Below are 21,592 nucleotides of genomic sequence, written 5' to 3' on the forward strand. Positions count from 1 at the left end.
GTGCAGAAGCGGGCGGCGAGCGCCGTCGGCTGCCGGAACTCCTCGCGGCCCGGCGGCTGCCGGCATTGGCGGAACGGTGAGTCACCGCAGTGCTGCTGCGAGCTCGGCGGCATTGTCGAACGCGGGTGCCGCCCTTTCGGGTTCGTCTTCCGTTAGCGTGACGGAATGGGCGCGGCCCAGCATCTCGGCCGCAGTCGTCGGGTCGTGCAGCACCAGCGCGAGTTCGGCGCGGTAGACCAGAACCTCTACCAGCTCGACCGGGTCGTCGTCGGCCTGCGGCCGGGCCAACGCGCTGTCGAGGATCCGAACAGCCTGTCCGACGCTTCCCCTGGAGTCGGCCTGCACGACAGCATTCGCCAGGGCCTTGGCCAGCCGTCCGGCAGGCGTGGCGGCTGGCCTGGGCGCGGTAGCAGCGTCCCGAAAGACGCGGATCCAGTTGCCGCCCGGGTCGATGACGCTGAATCCGCCCAACCCGTCGGCGTTCTTCCGCGCCCTGGGCCGGGTCATCCGCGGCGTTCCGGACACCAGTACCTTGCCGTACGCGGCGCGCATGCCGGCTGCGAATGCCCGGTGTAGGCCCTCGATGTCCGCGGTGAGTACGAGACAGGAGCCGTAGGACTGCTCCGGGTCAAATCCGGGGATCTCGAAGAACTGCAGATGCAGGTCTTCCCGCTGCACCCCCACGCACGCGTTGGGCTTGCGTTGCTTGTACGTGGTGCGGAAACCGAGAACTTCGTAGAAGTTCTCGATGTCGTCAATGGATGCGCACGGCAGCAGGGGAACGGTCCGCTCGTTGGTCATGCCTCCTTCCTAGGCGTCGCAGGGTGTCCGTCGCACATGGAAATAGCCGATCATCGCCTTCGGTCATCCGATCGGCTGATGACCCAGAACGCAACGCTGCCCAGCCGAGCAGCTCCCAGCCGAAGGCGAACGGAACTTGGACGTTGATGCGGCCGCCTGGACTGCCGGATCATAGATAGACGACGACGAGCAATATGGCTCGGACGGCGAGTAGGCAGGCCATGTGTCGCACGTCGGGGCGCATCCCACGGAAATGAGGCGGATGAAGCGGTGTAGGAGGCAGCTATGACATAGATGGGATTACATGTCCTGCGTGATCTCAGGTATGAAGGCCGAAGGCACGTCTCGGTGCTGATTTCCTGAGAAGGAGCGACAGATGAAAGATGCCCTGCGCCGCCTACGAACGGGGGCGGTCGCGCTCGCTGCCTGCACACTTGGGATGAGCCTACTGTCGGTACCCGCCGCCGAGGCGTACTCGGTTGCCCCTCTCGCGCCGCAATCCGAGCGGGCACCGGAATCGAACCAGTTTTCGGCAGAGGGTGTGACCACCATCGGTGAACTCCGCACCGTCGACAGCTCCCTGTCCTATGCCCCCAACGGCGGGACGCAGATCATTCAGCACCCCGGTGCCACCTACGTCAAGGTGCACTTCAGCTCGCTGCGACTGGCCCCGGGCGAGTACGTCACCGTGTCGAGCCGGGACGGCAGGGAGAGCTACCGGTACGACCGCCACCTGAACCGGGCGACCGGTTCGGACTACACCACCGACGGACAGCCGGGTTTCTGGGCGATGTCGGTGGAGGGCGACACCGCCGTGGTGACACTGCACAGCAGCCGCCCCTCACGTGGCAGCGCCGCCACCATTGACCGGTTCTGGCGCGGATACGACCGCACGGAAATCGCCGCGCACAACTTTTCCACCCAGTCCGTGTGCAGCACCGACGCACGCCGGGACGTGGTCTGCTACCAGAACAGCCACCCCACCGAGTACGCCCGCGGAAGAGCGGTGGCACGGCTGCTGATCAGCGGCGGTGGACTGTGCACCACCTGGCGGGTCGGCAACACCAACCGGATGCTGACCAACAAGCACTGCTTCTCGACGCAGTCCGCCGTGAGCGGCAGCGAGATGCAGTTCAACTACCAGTGCGCCACCTGCGGCGGCGCGAATCCCGGCGCCGGCACCAAGGTCAGCGGTGCCACCCTCTACCGGGTGAGCAGCGGCGGCTCCAGCCAGCTGGATTACACCCTGTTCTCGGTCAACAACTTCGCCGCCATCCAGGGATTCGGCACGCTGTACCTGGAAACTACCGCCACCAGCAACGGCACCCGGATCTATGTCCCCGGGCACGGCGACGGCAGCCCGAAGCGGTTGTCGATCTACGAGGACGCCCAGAACGGCGCGACCTGCGCCGTCCGGAACGCGAACTACAACACCTGGAACATCAGCTACAGCTGTGACACCTCTGGCGGCAACTCGGGTTCACCCGTGCTGAACGCCAGCCACCGGGTGATCGCCCTGCACCACCTCGGCGGTTGTCCGTCGAACCAGGGCGCGAAGGCGCACCTGATCTACAACGAGATCGCCAGCCTGATCGACAACGGCTGAGACTGGGGGCCGCCGATGTGCGCTCCGCGCCTCGGCGGCCCATCGGCCTCCTCGCCGCTCGCTGCCCAGGGCATCTCCACGCACGCCGCCGCCCCACCTGCGATCTCGACCGTGTTTGCCTAGGCGGGGCCGGGTGGCTGTGGCCGTTCAGGTGGCGTCGATGGCGTGTCCGGTACGACGACGAGGCTGACGACGCGGCGGGTCCGGCCGTCGCGGGTGTTGCCGGTCCGACTGACCACGGCGTGCTCGATCTCGGCGACCATCGTGCTGAACTCTTCGTCGGTGAGCCAGACGGCGGCCTGTCGGTAGACCACGCCGTCGCGGTGGGGGTCGGCGTGTTCGTGGGCGAGGTAGCGGTCGAAGTCGCCCAGCAGTGACGCCGCGAACGTGGTGTAGGCGCGTCGGTGATCGTCGCGGGTCATCGCGGCCCGGGCGGCGGGGCTGACTGTGCCCTGGTCTTGGCGTACCCGGTAGCTGCGCTCCACCGTGCCGCGTACTCGCCGCTCATCGACCACCTCCAGCACGCCCGCCTCGGCCAACACGGCGATGTGCCGGTACATCGTCGCTGGGGGGATGTCGGGTAGGCGGTCACGGAGCTGTGTGGTGGTCAGCGGGTCGGTGTCGAACAGCGTTTGCAGGATGCGCATCCGGACGGGGTGCAGGAGAAGGTCTGCGGTTGCCATGAACCCATCTTCCCACATACGATAATGCTCCCAGGCCTGATAATGTTCCCGGCCACTGAGAATAATCGGAGGTGGCGCATGCGGGATGTCGACATGACGGCTATCGCAGACGACGGACTTCCCCTGGTCGGCACGCTGACCCTGCCCGTCGGCCCCGGGCCGTACCCGGCCGTCCTGCTACTGCACGGCTCCGGGCGACTGGATCGCGATTCCAACACCGCGCGCCTCCGGATGGAGCTCGGACCACCACTGGCCGGAAGGCTGGCAAACGCCGGGATCGCCACGTTGCGTTACGACCGGCGCGGTGTCGGCGCCACGGGCGGCGATTGGCGCGCGACCGGATTCGCCGCCGGCCGGCACGACGCGGCCGCCGCGCTACGCGCCCTCACTGTGCGACCCGAAATCCGGGCGGACGCCGTTGGCGTGCTCGGGCACAGCGAGGGTGCCGTTCACGCCATGTCCCTTGGGGCACGCCCGGAGGTGGCGGCGGTGGTGCTGCTGGCCGGGTTCGCCCGCACAGGGGAGGACGCCCTGCGCTGGCAGGCCGCAATGATCGCCCGCGACCTCCCCGCTCCCGTACGACCGCTGCTACCGATCCTGCGATCCCTGGCCAACCGGCAACTCGCCCGAATCAAGACGACCAGCACCGACATGGTGCGCATCCTCGGGAGGCCAACCAACGCCCGGTGGCTGCGGGAACTGCTCGACCACGACCCGCGCCCGGAACTGGCGAAGATCAAGGCTCCCGTCCTGGCTATCACCGGGGACAAAGACATCCAGGTCGACCCGGCGGACCTGGACGAGATCCGCCGGCTGGTGCCCGGCGACATCACGGTCCACCGGATCCCCGACCTCACCCACGTGCTGCGTCGCGACTTCGGCCGTCCCTCGGTGCGCTCCTACCGGCGGCTGCTCCGCCAGCCGGTCGACCCCGACCTGCTCGCGCAGGTGGCCGGCTGGCTCGCCCACCGACTACACGAGACGCCCGACACGGTTCGTGCCGGGTAACCGATGGCCCACCCCCACACAGAGAGCCATCCCCAACAACCCCTGCTTCGAACCCCGCGAAGGGAAATGGCGTGACCACCGCAACCTCTGCTCGCCAACATGACGGCCTCACCACCTTCTGGATCGTCACGTTTGCATGGACCTTTGCCTTCTGGCTTTTCGCGATCACACTCGATGAACCGGCGATGACGTCCCCCACCCTCGTTCCGTACCTTCTCGGTGGATTCGGCCCGGCGATCGGCGCGATCGCTGTCCGGATACGGCGCTATCGCCGTCGTCAACCGATCCCCGCCCATACGGTGCGACTTCGGCTGCGCCCACGGCTGTTCTGGGCGCTGCCCATGCTGGCCCTGGCATCGGGGACCGTGCTGGCAGCCGCACTGCTCGCGGAGTTCCTGGGCGGCCCGGCACTGAGCCTGACTGAAGGGCAGGAGTTGATCGCGACGGCGGGAGGAACCGTACCGTTCCTGATCAGCATGCTGATCGGCGGTCCGTTGGCCGAAGAGCCCGGTTGGCGTGGCACGGCTTACCCACGCCTGCGCGCGTCGATGAGCCGCCTGCGCGCCGGTCTGCTGCTGGGCGCCGCCTGGGCGGTGTGGCACCTGCCGCTGTTCTTCATCAACGGGACACTTCAGTCCGAGTTCGGCCTGGTCAGCTGGAGTGGCCTGTTGTTCACGCTCAGCGTCGTCCCGATGGCACTGCTCACCGGCTACGCCTACGAAGTCGCCGGGGTCGCGGCATCGGTCGCGGTCCACTTCGGCGTGAACACCACCATCGCGCTGCTCACCGTCAAGTCACCCGCCGCCCAGGCGCTCGTCCTGGCGGTACAGATCATCGTGGCGGCCGTGCTGCTCGCCTCACAACGCAACCGTGGGCAGGACCGACCGGCGCTGGACCACCGCGAAATGGCTGATCTGCGGTGAACGGGTGGCCGGGTCGCCGGGACCCGTTGGAGCTCCTAACGGTCGCTGTGGTGGCTGCCGGTGAAGCGGAGAGACCGGCGACCGCCTTCCTGATCCGGCTCGTTGTCCGCCACCGGATTGCCCAGCCGGGTCACCCAGTCGACGAACTCCGCGTCCTGTCTCGGCAGCGGCTCGCGGTCCGCCGGGGTGCCCGCGGCGGCCCCGTCGGCCCGGGACTTGTTGCGCCGGAACAGGCCCCGCCGCCCGCTGGCCCGTCCCGCCTCGAGGACGGATGTCGGGTCGGCCGACGCGGGGACCGGGTCGGTCCTTGCAGGGCGGGCCGGCACGGCATCGGTCGTGGGCTGGGGCCCGGCGCGCCGGGCGGTCGCGAGGGCGTCCCAGTTCGCGGCCTGGTTCAGGCTGGGCAGGGGCGGCCGGTGCCGAGGTGGGAGCGCCGGTTCGGGGCCGGCTGACTGGGGCGCCTCGGCGTCCGGAGCGGGCTCGGCCGAGGGCGGCACCCGCCGCGCCGGAACGACGGGCCAGGTCGCCTGAACCCGCGTCCGGTCGGTCTTCGGCGGCTGGTACATCCGGAGGGTCCCCGGGGCGACGAGGGCCCCGTCGGGTTCGGTGTTGTCGGCCTCGGCCGTCCTGGAGCCGTCCCCGGCAGGTCCCGCGGGAAGGTAGGCCGCCATCGCGGGGGCCGGTTCCGATGTCTCCGGGGTGTCGTCGAGGTCAGCCGGTGTGGCGAGGTCGGCGGGTGCCGCCGATGCGGCGCTGGCGTTCCGGTCCCCAGCCGGTGCACCGAAGCCCAGCTGTTCGGCTGCGGTCGGGAGCTTCGCTGTGGTCGCGCCGACGACCGGCCCCGTGCTGGCCAGGTCGACGGGCTCCGGCTCGTCGGTCGTACCACCAACGGCCGGCCTCGTGGCCTGCCGCACGGCTGGGCCGGCGGACAACGGACGGAGGATGTCGGTTGGCTCGGCGACCCGCGCTTCGGCGGTGCGCGGCAGGAGCGGCCAGCGGAACAACGCAGCGGCGGCCGAACCGAGCACACCGGCGGCGACGGCGAGCAGCGCCCCGTAGTACGGCGTGATCTGGTACCGGTCGACGGCGTCGCCGGGACCGGCGGTCAGATAGGTGAACGCGACCAGCATCGTGCCGGCCGCGCCGGTCACGCTGTTGACCAGGGGCGGATGCCCGCGCCAGCGGGCCAGCCCGCCGGTCGCCGCGCCGATGAGCAGGGCCGCCGCCGGCAGAATCAGGATCGCCAGCCGGTGTGCCGCGTCGGCGTCGAGTCCGGCCGGCTCCAGCACACCGAGCCGTACGGCGGGCAACGGCTTGGCGGCTGCGAGCGACGGGACGACCGAGGCGAGCGCCAGCAGCCAAACCACGCCGCCCACTGCCGCCATGTTCCAACCCAGCGGCGGCTTCACCAGTACGGCGATCGCGGCACCCGCGCCAACCAGCGCGCCGAAGGCCGCGCAGATGGCGACGGCCCAGATCGGGTCCACAGAGAAGCGCTCGGCGGCCTGGGCCGGCCGGACGAAGAGCGGCGCCACGACGGTGGCGCCCAGCGCGGCGGCGGCGGCGACGGCCACCAATCTGCCCGTGTTCCCCAGCACCCCGTACCGGCGGGCAAGGCGTGCGGCGACGACGGTGCCGGCTACGGCGGCATGTGCCGCGAACCAGCCCACCCAGACGAGCTGGGCGGGCCACTGGTTGACGACGGCGCCGGTGGAGGCGCCGGTGAGCTGGACGATGCCGAAGCTGAACGCGATGCCGAGTTGACCGGTACCGGCGAGCATGCCCATCCCGAGCGCTGTGAGCAACAGGTTACGCCATGTGCGAGAGACCATGTCCGGCACGTTACGCACCCAATGCAGTGGTTTTTCCGGAATGCCGGTTTTGTGTCGGGCCGCCGTGCCAGCGGTTACTTCAGTTCGACCACGCGCGCGATGTGCCTGGTACCGCCCACATTGCTGAGCATGTGGACCGCGTTAGGGCGTGACCCACGAGCACCGAAGGTCTCACAACCCTGCGCCGGCCCGGCCGGTCGATGTGCGGGCGGCTCTCGGTCGCGAAGACATCACGGGTGCTTTGGATGCCATGGTGGGGTGCGCATCGCCGTCGTGCCCGGCGCAGCGTCCTCGCAGCGCTCCACGGCTTGCCGGGAACAGCGCGCCGCCCTTCGCGGTAGTTCGCTGGGCGTCGCGCAGGCTGACCATGGGTTGCTCAGAGGCCGCTGACCCAGGTGCCGCAGGCCGCACGTACATGCGAATCGGCGGTGACCCTCCGGGGGAGGGCCACCGCCGATCGTGTGGTCGAACCGGTCAGGCGGCCGAGCAGGCGGTGTCCAGCTCCTTGATGGCGGCTTCCAGGGCCTTCTTGCTGGGCTTGGCGTCGGCGGACTTGTTGTACGCGTCGCTCAGGCCCATCATCTCGTTCTGGATCTTTTCGGAGGCGGCGGTGACTGCCTCGTTGGCGCCTATGGAGTGCGCCAGGATCGCGACCGAGCCGGCGGCCCACTGGGCGCTGACCGCGAAGTGCCCGGCTGGCGGGCCGATCTTCTCGGCCTTGGTGACCTTAGCCGCGTTGTCCTTGATGTCCTTCTTGATGTCGGCGCAGGCCTTCACTGTGGCCGCGTCGTTGGCCGCAGTGCTGGTCGCGGCGGTGGCCGCACCGCCGGTCGGGGCGGCGCTCGAGGCCGCCGGGGACGGCGAGGTTGCGGTGCCCTCAGATTCGGGCTGCGGATCGCAGCCGGACATCGCGATCGCCGCCGCGACGGCCAAGCCAGTCAGGACGAGCCGAGTTTGGTTCATCGATGTTCCCCCCATGATCTTCATGATCGGCGCACGCTACCAGCCCCGGTCGCACGGGTGGGACCAATTAGTGGGCCGACGAGCACCGAGCCCTAGGTCTGGCGCCGTGGATGCCCAAGTCGTGCTTGAACCCGGCGTCCACCTAAGCGATGGATCGTAACGCGATGGCTGTCCAGTCCGGACTGCCGGCGATCATCAGGCGCGCGCGTCGGCGGTCGCCCAAGCCCTCGGGCAGCGCAGCCTCAAGCCGGATTTCCGGCTGTCAGGCGGCTCAGGATGGTCCGGGCCAGCGCGGCGAGCCGGGTTCGTAGGTCGTCGTCGGCCCGTCCACCGAGGCCGTCTTCGAGATGCGCGGCCAGGGCGGTGACCGCGGGGAGCAGGTCATCCAGCGGGCTGCCCTCGTGTCCCACCACGTAGAGACGGTGGGTTCCCACCTCGGCGGGGATGCTGCGGTCGAGGATCCGCTCGCAGGTGTCGGCGGCGATCAGCGCCACCGCAGTTGGCACGTCCGGTTCCGGGAGCCCAAGTTCGTCGGCGACCGCCGCCAGGCGCCGAATCGCGTCGTGCGCCGGCAGTTTCCGCGCCGACTCGGCCGCGAGCGCCACCACGGCGTCGCCGTTGACGCCGGCAACCAGCAGGTCGCAGGCCAGCATCACCGCGTAGTGCGGGTCGGCGTCATCAAGCAGCGCCCGGGCTATTTCGGTCCGAAGCCGGCGAAGAAGTTCGTCATCCACGCGCCGAGGCTAAGGGACGCTCGTAGCCCCGCGAGTACGTCTGGTGTGGATAGTCGGGCAGGATGCCTGGGTGCAGGTGATCACCGCCGCCCGGTCTGAGTGGATCTTCCCGTTCACGGGGTTGCAGCCCCTCAGTTCCGGAAGCTGGTCCGGCTGATCGCCGAGCGTGGCGGTGACGGCGTCGCCGATGGTAGGCCGGGCCTTGTCCAGCAGGCGGACGACGATCACATTGTCGGTGACGCTCGCGGCGATCACCACCACCGCGATGATTCACCCGAGCGCGTCGACGGCCCTGGTATTGAACACATTGATCTCTACGAATTAGACGAACCCGCTTAATTCCGAAGATCCTTTCCCGTGCCGGCTCACCGGCCCGGCTGCCGGTGCGGGTCGTCGAGCACGTCAGCCGCCGGTGGCGTAAATGACGGACGGCGCGAGGGTGTGTCCAAAAACACATTCATCTGTGTATGCAGGTCGCACTGGTTCGATCTCTCTCGGTAGCTCCTCACGCACTTGCGGTCTATGGAATGACATAGATGTGGACCGATTCCTTCGGTAGCTTCACCTTTCGACGGCAGCCGTCGCCGAGCGGCATGAAGACGGCTTCGAGAGCACCGGAAACGGTTGCTGAACAGGGGGAGTCAGCCGGATGGATTCGTCAAGCAAAATCCGTTGTCCGAGAAGCGTGAGACGCCTGGGGGCCGCCGCACTGGCTGCGGCCGTCGCGACAGTCGCCTTACTCACCGCTCCCGCGGGCGCTCCCGCCGGGGCGAACCCCTCGCCGGCTCGGATCAGCGGCTCCGATCTGAGCACCAGCAGTGCGCCTGCCCCGGTGCGGCTGCCGGGCGACAAAGCGGTGCGCAACTACACGCCCACACAGTTGAAGTCGTTCGAGCGCACCGGCGGAGACCCCGAGGTGCTGGCGTACTGGACGCCGGAACGGATGAAGGCAGCCAAGCCGCTGGATGCCCCGGGAGATGCGGAATGGGTCGAGAGCACGGCCCGCGCCGTGGCCAGCAAGACGGCCGCCGTCGCGGCGAAGCCGGTGGCCGCCCAGATCTCGCGGAGCGTGACCAACGCCCCGCCGCCGGTGACGAACTTCTCGATCACCAATGGCAAGTTGTTCATCGGTGGCTACGAAAGTGGCTCATGGTGCTCGGCGTCGGCGATCAACACCTCGTCCAAGCGGGTGCTGATCACCGCCGGTCACTGTGTCCATGACGGACAGGGCGGCACCTGGCTGCAGAACCTCGTCTTCGTGCCGGGATACAACGCCTTCAACGCGGACCACGACCCGGTCGGCCGCTTCCAGGCGTACTGGCTGCGGACCTTCAACGAATGGATCAACAACAGCAACCTCAACCGGGACGTCGGCTTCGTGACCACCTACTCCGGCGGCGACTGGAACACGACAGTCGTCAACACCATCGGCGGACACGGCCTGGTCTACAACGGTGGCACCGAGTTCGACACGTCGATCTTCGGATATCCGAGCAACCGTGACGGCGGCAACGTCATGTGGGCTTGCTGGGGCACCGCCACCGACAACAGCATCTTGGACGACAAATCCAAAATCACCTGCAACTTCGGAGGTGGCTCCTCGGGCGGACCGTGGACCTGGAACTACGACAACGCCAGCGGGCTCGGCTCGGTCCGCTCGGTCATGTCCACGGTGAACAGCGAAGGCGTCAACAAGGGGCCATACTTCGACCAGGCTGTCGTCGATGCGATGAACGCCGCCAACGCTGATTGGTAAGTTGAACTGATGAGAATGCGGCCACCACTTCCACTGGCAGCCTGGCTGCTGGCTGTGGTGGCCGCACTGAGCGCCTGCGGCTCCGCAGCCGAGCCCGGCGGCGACACGTCAGGCGTCCGAGCGCCGACCGGACCGACCCGGCCGGAAGCGTTGCCGACCCGGAGCGACCTGATCGACGCGCAGGTTGTTCAGTGGCGCGATTGGCGCAGTGTCGACGATCGAATCCTCGAGGTCACCCTGACGGCCGGACCCGCCGACTGCTACGGAGCCGAGCCGGAAGTGACAGAGAGTGAAACCGCGGTGCGCCTCCGGATCCGCGTCGGGCTGCTACCCGAGGCGGCCGGCAAGGAGTGCCCAGCAATCGCCAAGGAGGCGGTGGTCCCGGTGCGACTCACCTCCGCACTGGGCAACCGCAAGGTCGAAGCTCTGAGCTGACGCCAGCTCGGCAGGCGACCAGCCGTCGCCTGCCGAGCGGTACCACCGCTGACCTCGCATCCGCCCGGGACCACGTCACGGTCGACAAGAGCAGCAGTTCCAAGGCTCAACTCACGACGAAGTTGGCCATCATGGCCATGTCTTCGTGTTCGAGGTTGTGACAGTGGAAGACGTATTTGCCCGCGTACCCGTCGAAGTGGATGAGGATTTTGGCTTGTTCGCCGGGGCGCAGGTCGATGGTGTCTTTCCAGCCGGCGTCGAACGGACCTGGGCCTCCGCTGCCCCGAGCCAGGACTTGGAAGGGGCTGAGGTGGATGTGGACGGGATGGTGGAAGTCGGCGTTCAGTTGCCAGATCTCGGTGCTGCCGAGGCGGACGTGCGCCGCGATGGAGTCGGGGCTGAACGGGGCTTGGGAGATGAGCCAGCCCTCGTGGTCGTTGACGTCACCGGCCCGGAAGTCGAATTTGCGGGTGACGACCGCGTCGGCTGGCCGCAGAACCGGGATGGCGGATAGTCGATCCGGCACCTTGAATGTCTGCGGCCGGCCTTCGCCGACGACGAATCGCATGACCTGTCCCATTGCTCCAGTGCCGAAGTCGTTGACCAGGGTGACTTCGGCGCCCGGGGCGTAGTGGGAGAAATCGACGAGTACGTCGAAGCGTTGGGCGGGGGCCAGTTCGAGGTGATCGTGTCGGGCGGGTTCGGCGAGGAGCCCTCCGTCGGTGCCGATCTGGGTGATGGCGGACGGCGGCGCCGGGTCAAGGCGCAGTGACAGTCGTCGGGCGTTGCAGGCGTTGAGCAGGCGTATCCGGTAGGTGCCCCGTTCGACCGGTGCGATGGGCCAGGGTGTGCCGTTGACGAGCATGACGTCACCGAGGACGCCGGCGACGTAGTCGCCGTGGACTCCGTGTTGGTTTACCAGGGTGGGGTCGAGGCTGGGGTAGAGCAGTGATCCGTCGGCGTCGAAGCTGCGGTCGGTGATCATCAGTGGCAGCTCGTGCTCGTTGTCCGGCAGGCGAAGATCTGCTTCTTCGTCGTCGTGATGCAGGTGGAAGCCGGCGAGTCCCCGCCAGACGCTGGGACCGGTGAAGTCCATGCGGTGGTCGTGGTACCACAGCGTCGCTGCCCGCTGCTGTAGTGGGAAGGTGTAGGTCCGCTTGCCCTGTCGGGTGTCGCCGCCGGTGACCATGTCGTGGCCGCCGCCCATGTTTTCGTGGCGGTGGTGCCGGGCGTAGTAGCTCATGTCGGTCGGGTAGACGTAGTCGGTCGGGTAGCCATCGCTGTCCTGCGGTGTCCGTCCGCCGTGCAGGTGGACGACGGTGGGTAGCGGCAGGTTGTTGGTGTGCCGGACCTTGACGGTGCGGCCTCGTCCGCTCCGGATGGTGGGCCCTGGGAAGGAGCCGTTGTAGGTCCACAGCTCCGTCGTCAGTCCGGGGAGGATCGAGGCCCGGGTGACGGTTTGCACGATGTCGTAGTAATCGGTGGTCGTGTCGGAGCGGGTCGGGCGTAGTACGGGTGGAAGGGTGAGCCGCCGTCGGAATGGCGATGGGAGCGGTGCGCGGCTGGGCAGGACCTTCCCGGTGGAACTGGCGCCGGCGATGCCGCTGATGAAGGGGACGCCGACGCCGACGGCAGCGATCCCGGCTCCGGCGATGCCGAGGAAGGTTCGGCGGCTGATGGTGCTCATCGGATCTTTCTCCATGCTGCGGCGGTGAGGGCGAGCAGCAGCACGATGACGGTGACGCCCAGGGGGATATGCACGGCGAGGATCAGTTGGTAGCCGAGCCAGGTCTGCAGTGCGGTCAGGATGAGCAGCACGATCGACGCGGGCAGTGGCCAGCGTGGGCCTGCCCCGGCGAGGCGCCACAGGGTCGCGGTGACGATGCTGGCCGCGATTGCCGCGACGGTGTAGGTGGCTGTGTCTCGGTGGAGGTGCAGTGCCCCGTAGCTGCCGGATAGGAACTGGCCGGCGAAGACGGCCTGGTCGAAGGCCAGAACTGTTGCGATGGTGCTGGTGAGCCGGAACAGCCAGATCGGCCACCGCCGCTTCGACGAAGTGGCTTGGGGCTGCCCGGATGGCGTGGTCTGGGTGGTTGTCATGATGCTTCGAATGCCCGGGTGTGGTGGGAGCGGAAGACTTGCACGTCGGCTAGCAGACGGGAAGCCGCCATGCTGGAACGGCCGCCAGGGCTTGCCAGCATGGCCGCCAGGGCGTCGTCGTCGCGCCAGCGTGCGTGGTGGATGACATGTCGCCCGTCATCGGACCGGGTCAGTGTTGAGCCGAGGAAGCCGGGCGTGTGCTCCAGGACGTCGTGGCCGTTGGCGGTCAGCAGCGCGTACAGCTGGTCCTGGTGTTGTTCCGTCACGGTGAAGACGCTCGTCACGGTCAGCTCGCCGCTCGCGGCTGCCGGATTGTCGGGTCGGCTGGCCGGGCGCTCGGTGGGGGCGGTCATCGCTGAGCCGCCAGAGTCTTGCGGACGGCGACGATCGTGACCGCGACGAGGGTGGCGAAAACCGGTCCCGTGGCCGCGTGGGCGACGGCGAGCACGATGGTGTCGCCCCGGTCGTAGAAGATCACCTGCACGGTGGCGTTGATGACGTTGATTCCGATCGCCGTACTGGTAGCGGTCAGGTGGACGCGGCGCAGCGCGGCGTTGCGGTACCAGTCGTGCGGGCCGCCGGTGACCCGGTTGAGCAGCAGACCGGTCAACGGGCGGCGCGCGATGATGCTGGCCAGGCACACCATGATCACGGCGAACGGGATCAGCGTCGGGACCAGGAAGAAGCCCCGCGCTTCGCCGGTGACCGCGGCGACCACCGCGCACACCGCCACCACCAGGATGCCGATCAGTGCCGACCTCGGCGACTGTCGGCGCGCCAACCGGTAGCCCAGGCCGGCGAGAGCGGTCATGGCAGCGGCGGTGATCGCCGGGTAGAGGGAGAACACCACATTCGCCGCGACAAACACCAGGCCCGGGGCCGCGGCCACGAGGATCCCGACCCAGCGCTCAGGGTCACTCCAGGTTTGCCTGATCGCCGCCCATCCTGACTCCGGTCCCTGGTGGCTGCCCTGCCGCGGGCCAGGTTGGGGCCGTGGTTCGGGGTCACGGCTGGCGTCGTACTCGGGCATTCGATCGCCGATCGTCAGGGTGGCTCGTTGGTTGCTCATGGCCAAAATGGTTACACGTGAAACGGTTTCTTGCAAACCTGTGTCCCGTGAGATAGTGTTCGGGGGTGCCTAACGAACAAGCTTTCGCCGACCAGTCAGCTACGTCCGGCACTCCGGAAAACCCGGAGGAGGGGTCACCCTTTGCGATCGGGCTGCTGCTGCGTCAGGCGCACGACCGCGTGGCGGCGGCGATGGACGGCGCTCTGGCGCCGTTCGGCATCGAGCGGCGCCACCTGATGGTGATGATGCGGCTGCACGCCTCGGGTCCGCTCAGCCAACGTGACCTCGTTGCGCAAACAAACCACGACAAAGCCTCGATCGTCCGGATTGTCGACGACCTCGAGCGACTCGACCTCGCTTCACGCCAGCTGGTGCCCGGTGATCGGCGGCTGCGGGCCGTCACCCTGACCGAGCACGGCCGTGAGGTCTTCGCCCAGGCGCACCAGGCTGCCGAACCCGCGGCCTCGGCCGCAACGGCGCCCCTCACTGCTGCGCAGGCCCAGCAACTCCAGCGGCTCCTGCGCACGATGGTCGCTCCCGTGAGCCCACCGGACTGATACCCGGCCGTTCACCACCCGTCTCAGGCCGACCGATGTCGTCCGGCGGGCCCTTACCGTCAGCTCGCTGGCACGAAAGGCAGCACCTCATGCGTGTTCTCATCATCGGCGCGGGCCTCGGCGGGCTCACTCTCCTGCACGGACTACGAAGCGCAGGAATCGACGCCCGAGTGTTCGAACGATCGGCGCACCGCGCACAGCAACCGGCTAGCTACGGAATCCACCTCAACGCCGATGGCCTGCGTGCCCTGCACGCCTGCCTCCCCGATCAGAACTGGAAGATGATCGACGCGGCCGGAACTCCCGTGCCGCTGATCATCCGGTTCCACGACCCCCGCCGCGGCGTCCTGGCCACCATCGACAAGAGATTGCCCGAGCACACCACCGACCCGATCACCAAACGCCGTGCGATCAGCCGCGGCAAGCTCCACGAAGCCCTCCTGCACAACACCGGCACCGAAGACGACGCGGAACCTCTCGTGCACTGGGACAAGAAGTTCACCCACTACGAGGTGCACAGCGACGGCGTCCGTGCGTTCTTCGCCGACGGCTCCCACACCGACGGCGACATCCTCGTCGGCGCCGACGGCAGTAACTCCCGGGTACGCCACCAACGTCTTCCCGGCCTGCAACGTCAGGAACTCGGCATCATCAACATCGCCGGGCGTGTCTCCCTGGCAGGCGCCGTCGCCGCGGCCCTGACGGCTGACCTCACCGATGGCGGCATCAACAACGTCGTCCCCGCCCGCAACGGGTGGATGTTCCTCTCCACCTGGCCCACTGGCGATCCCGACAAAACCGACGTCAGCAACGGTGCCGCCGAGTACGTCGTCTGGGCCTGGGCCGGATCGGAAAACTCGTACCCGCCGGGAGTGAAGAACCTCGACGGAATTCAGCTCAAGCGACTCGTCGCCGAACGCGTCCACGACTGGGCAGCACCGCTGCGGACCCTGGTCGACGCCACGGACGCCGCGACCATCACCACCGTGCCGCTACGGACCATGCCTCAGCTCCCTGAGTGGGCACCCTCGCGAGTCACACTCCTCGGCGACGCCATCCACAACATGACACCCATGGCAGGCATCGGTGCCAACACCGCCCTGCGCGACGCCGACCACCTCCGCCAAGCCCTCACGACCGGCACCGACCCGGTGAACAGCATCGGTGTCTACGAAACAGCGATGCGACACTACGCCAACCAAGCCCTAGCCCTCTCCACCCGAAACGCCACCAACGCCGCCCTCGCCACACCGGCGAACCGGACCGCGTTCCGTGCGCTTCTCCGTGCCAGCGCGGCCATCCCCGCCCTACGGCGCAAGATCTTCGGGCCGTCGATCTAATCGACCAGGGCATCTCTGAGGGCCATCCTGGCTTCGCGACAGCCGGAGCGGCGACCGAACCGGCGGTCGGCCTCACGGCGCGACCCGCCACCGTGGTCATCGGGGCGAGTGGGCTCTGGCGACGCCGATGGGCACTGTCCGAGGTGGCAGGCAGCCAACGAACCAGTGCCGCCAGTCGCCTAAGACCAGGGGTAGGCCGCTCAGCTCGCGGGCCCGACGAGCGGCGGTCCGGGAGACGACGGATACTCGCCTGATGACTGGACCGGAACTCGACCCCGAACAGTATCCGCCCATCGACCCGCGTGAACCGGTGCCCGACGACGCGGCCGTCCTTTTGCCCGGCGCGGCGGACGAACTGCCAGAAGCCCCGGCCGAACCTATGCCGGACGATGGTGGCAATGCCGGCGGCGTCCGCGAGCCGGCATAGGTCCGTCCGCTAACGAGCGCGGCACCAGCCGATGCAACGGCGGCTTCCGCACCATCGCGGCTGTGCGGTGTCGGAAATCGGCGCCGCCCAGCCGCCGGCAGAGTACTTCCGGTGGTGACATCGACGTGCTTCGGTAAGCACACCACCACCGCACGTCACTGGGAGTAGAGATGAGCCGGTCTGTTCGGAAAGGCTTCTTGGTCAGTCTGACCGCTGGCGCCCTCACCGCAACGCTGGGCCTGCCCGGCGTCGCCACGGCCGAGCCGAAGCGCCGGCCCGTCCCGGTCTGCGCGCTACGACCACTGCCCTTACCAGCGGACATGAATGGTCGAGCTTTGGCGGTCGACCCGACTGGTCGGTTCATCGCCGGTATCGGCTACCGAATCGATGACGACGATACGCAGCCGCTGCTGCTGCTCTGGGCCGGAACGCCGCGCCGACCCGGGCCTGGGGTGTGGGACGAACCCCGCCTCACCGTCGTCACCATAGAAGCGCCGGGGCAAGTCGAGAACATCAATCGGTACGGCGTTGCCGTCGGCAATGCCTTCGTCGGCAACGTCTACCGCCCCTGGCGCTACCGCAACGGGCGCCTGGAGTGGTTACCCGTCCTGCCGACGGTCTCCAACACCTTGGCGCTGGGAATCAACTCACGCGGCGACATCGTTGGCCACGGCGCCGTCGAAGAGACCGAGACGACCCTGCCGCTGCTCTGGCCCGCCGACCGGCCGGGCACCGTCGAGGTGATCGACGCCCCGTCCTACGCTAGCGCGAGGGAGATCCTCGACGACGGCACCATCATCGGCACCGCCGGCAGCTTCGGCTGGGTACGCCATCCCGACGCAAGGACCGACCGGCTCACCGCCCCCGGGGCCCAGTGGTCGGGGATATCCGCGGCCCAGGGGACCTGGGCAGTTGGCCGCATCGGCACCGGCAGTGAGGGCGGGGACAGCACCCTGGTGCGCTGGGACCTGCGGACTGGCGTGGCGTCCGCCGTGAACCCGGCGCTGGTATCAACGCAGGACGTCAACAGCCGGGGCACAGTGCTCGGCGACCGAGCCGTCGACCACGGCGACCGGCTCGTCGCCCTAGGCGGCGCCATCCCCGGTGTCCAAGATTCCTTCGGCTGGGGGATCGCCGATAACGGCCTCATCGTAGGCTCCGTGAACGGCTCCCGACTGCGCCCAGCACGCTGGATCAACTGTTGAAAACAGTCGGCGCCACCGCTTGTGTCTCGTGTCTCCTGTGCCTGGGGCATAGATGCTGTGGTGCGAGCAACTAGGTGCGGCTGATAGTCGGGAAGTGCGTTTCAGGGGGCGTGGTCGGCCCTCGACGACGCAGTGGGAGCCGCGTCGACCGTTTCGGCGCCCTCGCGACGGATCCGCTCGCTCCCCCAGGCGCCGAGCGGCCCTAGCGCCTGGTTGAGCGTGCGCCCGTGCTCGGTCAAGGAGTATTCCACCCGCGGCGGCACCTCGGCGTGGACCTTCCGGTGCACCAGGCCGTCCTCCTCGAGCTCGCGCAAATGCTGAGTCAGCATCTTCTCGCTCACTCCGAGCAGACCCCGACGCAGCTGCGCGAAACGGCGTACGCCATGGGCCTCGAGTTCCCAGAGGATCAGGCCCTTCCACTTGCCGCTGACCACGTCGAGCGCCGCGTCGATGCCGCAGATGTAAGGCCCGCGTCGAGGTGCCTTGGCCATCGCTGATCCCCTTACTTAAAGGTAAGTACCGCAGAACTTAGTGGGTACTTACGAGAATAGTGACGCGTCGCCGAGCATGGAGAGGTGAACAACCAGCAGCAGAACAGCGCCGTCACCGTGATCGGGCTCGGCCCGATGGGCCAGGCGATCACCCGCACCCTCCTCGCCGCCGGCCACCCCGTCACGGTCTGGAACCGCACCACCGGACGGGCCGAGGGCGTGGTCGCCGACGGCGCGACGCTCGCGGCGACACCCGCCGAGGCGGTCGAGGCGAGCAGCCTCGTCATCCTCAGCCTCACCGACTACCAAGCGATGTACGACATCCTCGGCCCGGCCACCGCGTCTCTCGCCGGCCGGACGTTGGTCAACCTAAGCTCCGACACCCCCGACCGCAGCCGCGAGGCGGCATCCTGGGCGGCGGGCCACGACGCGGCCTTCCTCACCGGCGGCGTCATGGTCCCAGCGCCGATGGTCGGCACGGACGCGGCGTACGTCTACTACAGCGGCCCCGGCGAGGTGCTGGACGGCAGCCGAGAGGCGCTGGCCCAGCTCGGCGCACCGAAACACCTGGGCGAGGACCCGGGTCTCGCCCAGATGATGTACCAAGCCCAGCTCGCGGTATTCCTCGGCACTCTGTCCGCGTTGATGCACGCCACCGCGATGCTGGGCGCCACGGGAATGAGGGCCACGCAGGCACTACCGGAGCTGATCGCCTCGGCCGAGTCGATCGGCGCCATTCTCCGCGCCGGCGAGGAAACTCCCGGCGCCGCGCTGGACGCCGGAGAACACCCCGGCGACCTCAGCACCGTCACCATGATGGGCGCGACTGCCGACCACATCGTCGAGACCAGCACGACACTGGGCCTCGACCTCGCGCTTCCCCTGGCCGTGCGAGCACATTATCGGCAGGCGATCGAGAATGGGCACGGCGGCGACAACTGGACCCGGATCATCGACAGCATCCGCGAGCCACGGGACAAGCGGCGGCGTCTCATCAGCTGACGTGCGGTTCTGAGCCGTCCTGTCGCGGGATTGGCCCGGCCGCCGATCGAGAGCGGGGGTCCGAGGTGCAGTTGCGCCCCGGACCCCTCCACCCTGCTCCGCCGGTGTGGCACGGAGCAGGGGTCTCTCAGGTCACCCGCAGCGCTGACCGTTGATGTTGAAGGCGGTTGGCGCCGGATTGGTGCCGCTCCACGTGCCGTTGAAGCCGGTGCTGGTGGACGCTCCCGGGGCGAGTTTGCCGTTCCAACTCATGCTGTCTGCGGTGACGCTCGTTCCGTTCTGTTTCCAGGTGGCCGACCAGCCCTGGCCGACTTTCTGGCCGATGGTGGGGAAGTCGAAGGCGAGTTTCCAGCCGTCGATCGCGGTGATGCCGGTGTTCTTGATCGTCACGGTCGCGGTGAAGCCGCCCGGCCAACTGTTCGCCGTATAGCCGACCGTGCAGCCGACGGTCGGGGCGGTGGGCGCGGTCCGCACGGTCAGGCCGGGCGAGGCCGCCGAGACGTTGCCCGCCGCGTCGCGGGCGGTTACCACGAAGGTGTACGGGGTGTCCGGCGTCAGCCCGGTCACGGTGTACGCGGTGCCGGTGGCGCTGCCCACCTTCACGGTGCCGATGGTGTCGACCCGGTGCACGTCGTAGCCGGTGACGGCGGTGTCGTCGGTGGACGGCGTCCAGGTCAGCGCGACGCTGTCGCCGGTGATCGTGCCGGCGGCCGGCTTGCCCGGGGCGGTCGGCGCCTGGGTGTCGCCGGGCGTGGTGCCGCGCGGCAGCACCAGGTGGGTGATCGAGTTGGCCGGGAAGGTGGCCGTGAGGCCGCTGGCGGTCACCGGCAGGTCGGCCTCCCGGACGACGCCGGCGAGGTCCGCCCCGCTGTAGCGGTAGACCTGAGCGGTGCTGGCGGAGGCGCCGGTGAGGGCGACCGGGCTGGTCAGGTCGTCGCCGGTCTTGTTGACGACGACCAGGGTGAGCGCCTTGTCGGCGCTGCGCTCGGCGGCGTACACGGCCAGCTTGCCCTGGTCGGCGCTTGTCGCCTGGACGGAGGTTTCGCCGAACGCGCCGCCCTTGCCGTCGTAGTTGCGGTAGACGCGGAAGGCGTTGGCCACCGGCTGGTCGGCCTGGGGTGCGGTCCAGAGGGTGGCCAGGTCGAGCCCTTCGCGGCCGAAGATGCCGAGTACGTCGGCCTGGGCGAGCGCGCCGTTGAGCGACCCGTGGGCGCCCCAGTTGTACTCGGTCATCGCGATCTTCGTGCCCGGGTAGTGCTGGTCGACAAGCTCGCGCAGGCGCGGGATGTACCGGACGGGACTGTTGATCCAGCTCTCGTCCACGTAGGTTGGGTCCCAGAGCTGGCGGGTCGAGCGCAGTCGCAACGCCTGGGTGTTGGCGTCGCCCGCCGCGTCGCCCAACACGCCGGCTTGCTGCGGGTAGAGGTGGACGTCGAAGTAGTCGAGGATGCGCGTGCCGTGCTGCTGCTCGTACTCGCGCATCCGGTCCAGGTACCACGGGCCGAGGTCCTGGCCGCCGTGCGCGGCCTTGTCCGGCGGGTTCGACCAGCAGCCGGTGCGCGAGCAGGTGTCCTGGTCGAGGCCCGAATAGAGGATCGAGTTCAGGCCCCAGCCGACGGGACCGAGCGTCTTGGCACCGGGGTCGGCAGCCTTGATCGCGGCGGCGTACTCGTAGGTGCGGTCGCGTAGCTCGTCGTAGCCCAGCCCGGTCGGGCGGACGTCGCGGTGGGTGGAGTGCCACAGGTCCGGCTCGTTGTCCAGGTTGTAGAACTGGACCCCGCCGTCGGCGGCGGCGCCGAACTGCCCCTTGAGGTGGTTGACGAAGTCGGTGGCGTACTCCGGACCGACGGCGACGCTGGTGTCCTCCGGATCGTTGCCGGTGACCGGTGACCCGTCCGGCTTTATGCCGTTGCCGCAGTCAGGTGCCCAGGTGTCGGTGGACTGCTGCGGGCCGTACTTGGCGACGCTGAAGCCACACGCCCGCGACCGGTCCTTGGCGATCCAGCCGAGCATCGGCATTGTCATGATCGTGGCGGCCCCGGTGGCCTTGTTCTCCTGCACGAACCGGTCGGTCTCGGAGCCCTCCGGGAGGTCGTCCGGACTCGGGTTGTCGTTGGGGATGTTTTCGAAGTACCAGTCCGCCGCGCGGTTGGTGGTGTCGGCGCGGAAGTTGTAGCGGGTGGTGGCGTTGCCGCCGTAGCGGTGCACCGGTAGCCGCAGGTCGCGGGCGAGGGCCTGGTCGGCGAAGTTCATGCCGTAGATGTACGGGCTGATCTGGTGGCGGGCGGCGGTGGTGTCCACGGCCAGGGCCGGGCCGGCCGCGGCCAGGGCGGGCTCTGGCAGGGCGAGACCGCCGAGGGCCGTGGCGAGCACGACGGGGAGTAGAGCGGTGGTGGGACGCACGAGCATTCCTCTCGGATAGAAGCTCGACGATGGGAGCGCTTCCACAGCGTTGCGCCTTCCCGGCTCCGAGTCAACGCCGGAAGAGCCATGTGGATCATGTCGATTCGATCCCGCCAAGGAGCATTCGCTCGGATTTTCGGTAGCGAGGGGTGCAAGACCGACTAGGGTCATTTCATGCTGGTTTGAGGTGATCTCGCTCGGTCGTGGCGTCATCAGGGCCCGCGACGGTCGGGCCGTCGTAATCCGCAGCATGCTGC

At 68.5% G+C, this 21,592-nt stretch carries 21 protein-coding genes and 1 pseudogene; 11 read left to right on the forward strand and 11 right to left on the reverse strand.

Going from position 1 to position 21,592, the window contains the following annotated elements:
* Positions 1 to 81: 81 nt before the first annotated feature.
* Complete coding sequence (locus ACIBD9_RS18215) at positions 82 to 801, reverse strand: VOC family protein (protein WP_396719034.1); 720 nt, start codon at positions 799 to 801, stop codon at positions 82 to 84.
* A 541-nt stretch (positions 802 to 1,342) separates the two neighbouring features.
* Between ACIBD9_RS18215 and ACIBD9_RS18220 the strand changes: the two genes are divergently transcribed.
* A complete protein-coding gene (locus ACIBD9_RS18220) occupies positions 1,343 to 2,407 on the forward strand; it encodes a trypsin-like serine peptidase (RefSeq protein WP_396719036.1) in 1,065 nt (354 codons plus the stop codon).
* A 119-nt stretch (positions 2,408 to 2,526) separates the two neighbouring features.
* Here the strand turns inward: ACIBD9_RS18220 and ACIBD9_RS18225 are convergent, their stop codons facing one another.
* Entirely contained in the window at positions 2,527 to 3,090 is a 564-nt protein-coding gene (locus ACIBD9_RS18225) for a helix-turn-helix domain-containing protein (RefSeq protein WP_396719038.1), read from the reverse strand.
* Positions 3,091 to 3,183: 93 nt separating this feature from the next.
* On the opposite strand from ACIBD9_RS18225, the gene ACIBD9_RS18230 reads away from it, so the two are divergent.
* A complete protein-coding gene (locus ACIBD9_RS18230; RefSeq protein WP_396719040.1) occupies positions 3,184 to 4,098 on the forward strand; it encodes an alpha/beta hydrolase in 915 nt (304 codons plus the stop codon).
* A 71-nt stretch (positions 4,099 to 4,169) separates the two neighbouring features.
* Positions 4,170 to 5,021, forward strand: coding sequence for a CPBP family intramembrane glutamic endopeptidase (locus tag ACIBD9_RS18235; RefSeq protein ID WP_396719042.1), 852 nt, complete (start codon positions 4,170 to 4,172; stop codon positions 5,019 to 5,021).
* Between the two features lie 35 nt (positions 5,022 to 5,056).
* Here the strand turns inward: ACIBD9_RS18235 and ACIBD9_RS18240 are convergent, their stop codons facing one another.
* The 3 genes from ACIBD9_RS18240 to ACIBD9_RS18250 all read right to left on the reverse strand — a co-directional run bounded on the left by ACIBD9_RS18240 (position 5,057) and on the right by ACIBD9_RS18250 (position 8,550).
* Positions 5,057 to 6,853: a hypothetical protein gene (locus ACIBD9_RS18240; RefSeq protein WP_396719044.1), complete on the reverse strand. Its 1,797-nt coding sequence runs from the start codon at positions 6,851 to 6,853 to the stop codon at positions 5,057 to 5,059.
* A 474-nt stretch (positions 6,854 to 7,327) separates the two neighbouring features.
* Positions 7,328 to 7,816: a hypothetical protein gene (locus tag ACIBD9_RS18245; protein WP_396719046.1), complete on the reverse strand. Its 489-nt coding sequence runs from the start codon at positions 7,814 to 7,816 to the stop codon at positions 7,328 to 7,330.
* Between the two features lie 242 nt (positions 7,817 to 8,058).
* Positions 8,059 to 8,550: a hypothetical protein gene (locus ACIBD9_RS18250; protein ID WP_396719048.1), complete on the reverse strand. Its 492-nt coding sequence runs from the start codon at positions 8,548 to 8,550 to the stop codon at positions 8,059 to 8,061.
* A gap of 70 nt (positions 8,551 to 8,620) precedes the next feature.
* Between ACIBD9_RS18250 and ACIBD9_RS18255 the strand changes: the two are divergent.
* From ACIBD9_RS18255 to ACIBD9_RS18265, 3 genes and pseudogenes are all read left to right on the forward strand, one after another.
* Positions 8,621 to 8,751, forward strand: a pseudogene (locus ACIBD9_RS18255) (IS5/IS1182 family transposase); the annotation flags it as partial.
* Between the two features lie 631 nt (positions 8,752 to 9,382).
* On the forward strand, positions 9,383 to 10,306 hold the full coding sequence (locus tag ACIBD9_RS18260; protein WP_396719050.1) for a trypsin-like serine peptidase: 924 nt from the start codon (positions 9,383 to 9,385) through the stop codon (positions 10,304 to 10,306).
* A gap of 54 nt (positions 10,307 to 10,360) precedes the next feature.
* Positions 10,361 to 10,741: a hypothetical protein gene (locus ACIBD9_RS18265; protein WP_396719052.1), complete on the forward strand. Its 381-nt coding sequence runs from the start codon at positions 10,361 to 10,363 to the stop codon at positions 10,739 to 10,741.
* Positions 10,742 to 10,847: 106 nt separating this feature from the next.
* Here the strand turns inward: ACIBD9_RS18265 and ACIBD9_RS18270 are convergent, their stop codons facing one another.
* The 4 genes from ACIBD9_RS18270 to ACIBD9_RS18285 are packed head-to-tail and all read right to left on the reverse strand — an operon-like array spanning position 10,848 to position 13,910.
* Positions 10,848 to 12,428 (reverse strand): multicopper oxidase family protein, encoded by a 1,581-nt coding sequence (locus ACIBD9_RS18270; RefSeq protein ID WP_396719053.1) that lies wholly within the window; start codon positions 12,426 to 12,428, stop codon positions 10,848 to 10,850.
* Positions 12,425 to 12,841 carry a hypothetical protein gene (locus tag ACIBD9_RS18275; RefSeq protein ID WP_396719055.1) on the reverse strand — a complete coding sequence of 139 codons (417 nt, stop codon included), beginning with the start codon at positions 12,839 to 12,841 and terminating at the stop codon, positions 12,425 to 12,427. The genes ACIBD9_RS18270 and ACIBD9_RS18275 overlap by 4 nt, the downstream gene beginning before the upstream one ends.
* Positions 12,838 to 13,194, reverse strand: a complete 357-nt coding sequence (locus ACIBD9_RS18280) for an antibiotic biosynthesis monooxygenase family protein (RefSeq protein ID WP_396719057.1) — start codon at positions 13,192 to 13,194, stop codon at positions 12,838 to 12,840. The genes ACIBD9_RS18275 and ACIBD9_RS18280 overlap by 4 nt, the downstream gene beginning before the upstream one ends.
* Positions 13,191 to 13,910, reverse strand: coding sequence for a DUF3159 domain-containing protein (locus ACIBD9_RS18285; RefSeq protein ID WP_396719059.1), 720 nt, complete (start codon positions 13,908 to 13,910; stop codon positions 13,191 to 13,193). Before ACIBD9_RS18285 ends, ACIBD9_RS18280 begins: the two co-directional genes overlap by 4 nt.
* A 65-nt stretch (positions 13,911 to 13,975) precedes the next feature.
* On the opposite strand from ACIBD9_RS18285, the gene ACIBD9_RS18290 reads away from it, so the two are divergent.
* The 4 genes from ACIBD9_RS18290 (at position 13,976) to ACIBD9_RS18305 (ending at position 17,439) form a co-directional block, all read left to right on the forward strand.
* On the forward strand, positions 13,976 to 14,467 hold the full coding sequence (locus tag ACIBD9_RS18290; RefSeq protein ID WP_396719061.1) for a MarR family winged helix-turn-helix transcriptional regulator: 492 nt from the start codon (positions 13,976 to 13,978) through the stop codon (positions 14,465 to 14,467).
* Between the two features lie 89 nt (positions 14,468 to 14,556).
* Complete coding sequence (locus ACIBD9_RS18295) at positions 14,557 to 15,807, forward strand: FAD-dependent oxidoreductase (protein WP_396719062.1); 1,251 nt, start codon at positions 14,557 to 14,559, stop codon at positions 15,805 to 15,807.
* A gap of 253 nt (positions 15,808 to 16,060) precedes the next feature.
* The gene (locus ACIBD9_RS18300; protein ID WP_396719064.1) at positions 16,061 to 16,234 is read left to right on the forward strand and encodes a hypothetical protein; all 174 of its coding nucleotides are present in this window, start codon (positions 16,061 to 16,063) and stop codon (positions 16,232 to 16,234) included.
* A gap of 170 nt (positions 16,235 to 16,404) precedes the next feature.
* Positions 16,405 to 17,439, forward strand: a complete 1,035-nt coding sequence (locus ACIBD9_RS18305; RefSeq protein WP_396719066.1) for a hypothetical protein — start codon at positions 16,405 to 16,407, stop codon at positions 17,437 to 17,439.
* Positions 17,440 to 17,540: 101 nt separating this feature from the next.
* On the opposite strand, the gene ACIBD9_RS18310 is transcribed toward ACIBD9_RS18305, so the two are convergent.
* The gene (locus tag ACIBD9_RS18310; RefSeq protein WP_396719068.1) at positions 17,541 to 17,930 is read right to left on the reverse strand and encodes a winged helix-turn-helix transcriptional regulator; all 390 of its coding nucleotides are present in this window, start codon (positions 17,928 to 17,930) and stop codon (positions 17,541 to 17,543) included.
* 84 nt (positions 17,931 to 18,014) lie between these two features.
* Between ACIBD9_RS18310 and ACIBD9_RS18315 the strand changes: the two genes are divergently transcribed.
* Entirely contained in the window at positions 18,015 to 18,932 is a 918-nt protein-coding gene (locus tag ACIBD9_RS18315; protein ID WP_396719070.1) for an NAD(P)-dependent oxidoreductase, read from the forward strand.
* A gap of 132 nt (positions 18,933 to 19,064) precedes the next feature.
* Here the strand turns inward: ACIBD9_RS18315 and ACIBD9_RS18320 are convergent, their stop codons facing one another.
* Positions 19,065 to 21,335 carry a glycoside hydrolase family 44 protein gene (locus ACIBD9_RS18320; protein ID WP_396719072.1) on the reverse strand — a complete coding sequence of 757 codons (2,271 nt, stop codon included), beginning with the start codon at positions 21,333 to 21,335 and terminating at the stop codon, positions 19,065 to 19,067.
* Positions 21,336 to 21,592 lie beyond the last annotated feature (257 nt).

Origin of the sequence: Micromonospora sp. NPDC050784 (assembly GCF_044456765.1) — a bacterium.
In the GTDB taxonomy this organism is placed as follows: domain Bacteria; phylum Actinomycetota; class Actinomycetes; order Mycobacteriales; family Micromonosporaceae; genus Micromonospora; species Micromonospora foliorum.

What these genes read in the sequence shown, in the direction of transcription:
- ACIBD9_RS18245 (WP_396719046.1), bottom strand. Translation starts at nt 7,816, where the DNA reads ATGAACCAAACTCGGCTCGTCCTGACTGGCTTGGCCGTCGCGGCGGCG.
- ACIBD9_RS18295 (WP_396719062.1), top strand. Translation starts at nt 14,557, where the DNA reads ATGCGTGTTCTCATCATCGGCGCGGGCCTCGGCGGGCTCACTCTCCTG.
- ACIBD9_RS18280 (WP_396719057.1), bottom strand. Translation starts at nt 13,194, where the DNA reads ATGACCGCCCCCACCGAGCGCCCGGCCAGCCGACCCGACAATCCGGCA.
- ACIBD9_RS18230 (WP_396719040.1), top strand. Translation starts at nt 3,184, where the DNA reads ATGACGGCTATCGCAGACGACGGACTTCCCCTGGTCGGCACGCTGACC.
- ACIBD9_RS18285 (WP_396719059.1), bottom strand. Translation starts at nt 13,910, where the DNA reads ATGAGCAACCAACGAGCCACCCTGACGATCGGCGATCGAATGCCCGAG.
- ACIBD9_RS18275 (WP_396719055.1), bottom strand. Translation starts at nt 12,841, where the DNA reads ATGACAACCACCCAGACCACGCCATCCGGGCAGCCCCAAGCCACTTCG.
- ACIBD9_RS18215 (WP_396719034.1), bottom strand. Translation starts at nt 801, where the DNA reads ATGACCAACGAGCGGACCGTTCCCCTGCTGCCGTGCGCATCCATTGAC.
- ACIBD9_RS18305 (WP_396719066.1), top strand. Translation starts at nt 16,405, where the DNA reads ATGAGCCGGTCTGTTCGGAAAGGCTTCTTGGTCAGTCTGACCGCTGGC.
- ACIBD9_RS18310 (WP_396719068.1), bottom strand. Translation starts at nt 17,930, where the DNA reads ATGGCCAAGGCACCTCGACGCGGGCCTTACATCTGCGGCATCGACGCG.
- ACIBD9_RS18225 (WP_396719038.1), bottom strand. Translation starts at nt 3,090, where the DNA reads ATGGCAACCGCAGACCTTCTCCTGCACCCCGTCCGGATGCGCATCCTG.
- ACIBD9_RS18270 (WP_396719053.1), bottom strand. Translation starts at nt 12,428, where the DNA reads ATGAGCACCATCAGCCGCCGAACCTTCCTCGGCATCGCCGGAGCCGGG.
- ACIBD9_RS18300 (WP_396719064.1), top strand. Translation starts at nt 16,061, where the DNA reads ATGACTGGACCGGAACTCGACCCCGAACAGTATCCGCCCATCGACCCG.
- ACIBD9_RS18240 (WP_396719044.1), bottom strand. Translation starts at nt 6,853, where the DNA reads ATGGTCTCTCGCACATGGCGTAACCTGTTGCTCACAGCGCTCGGGATG.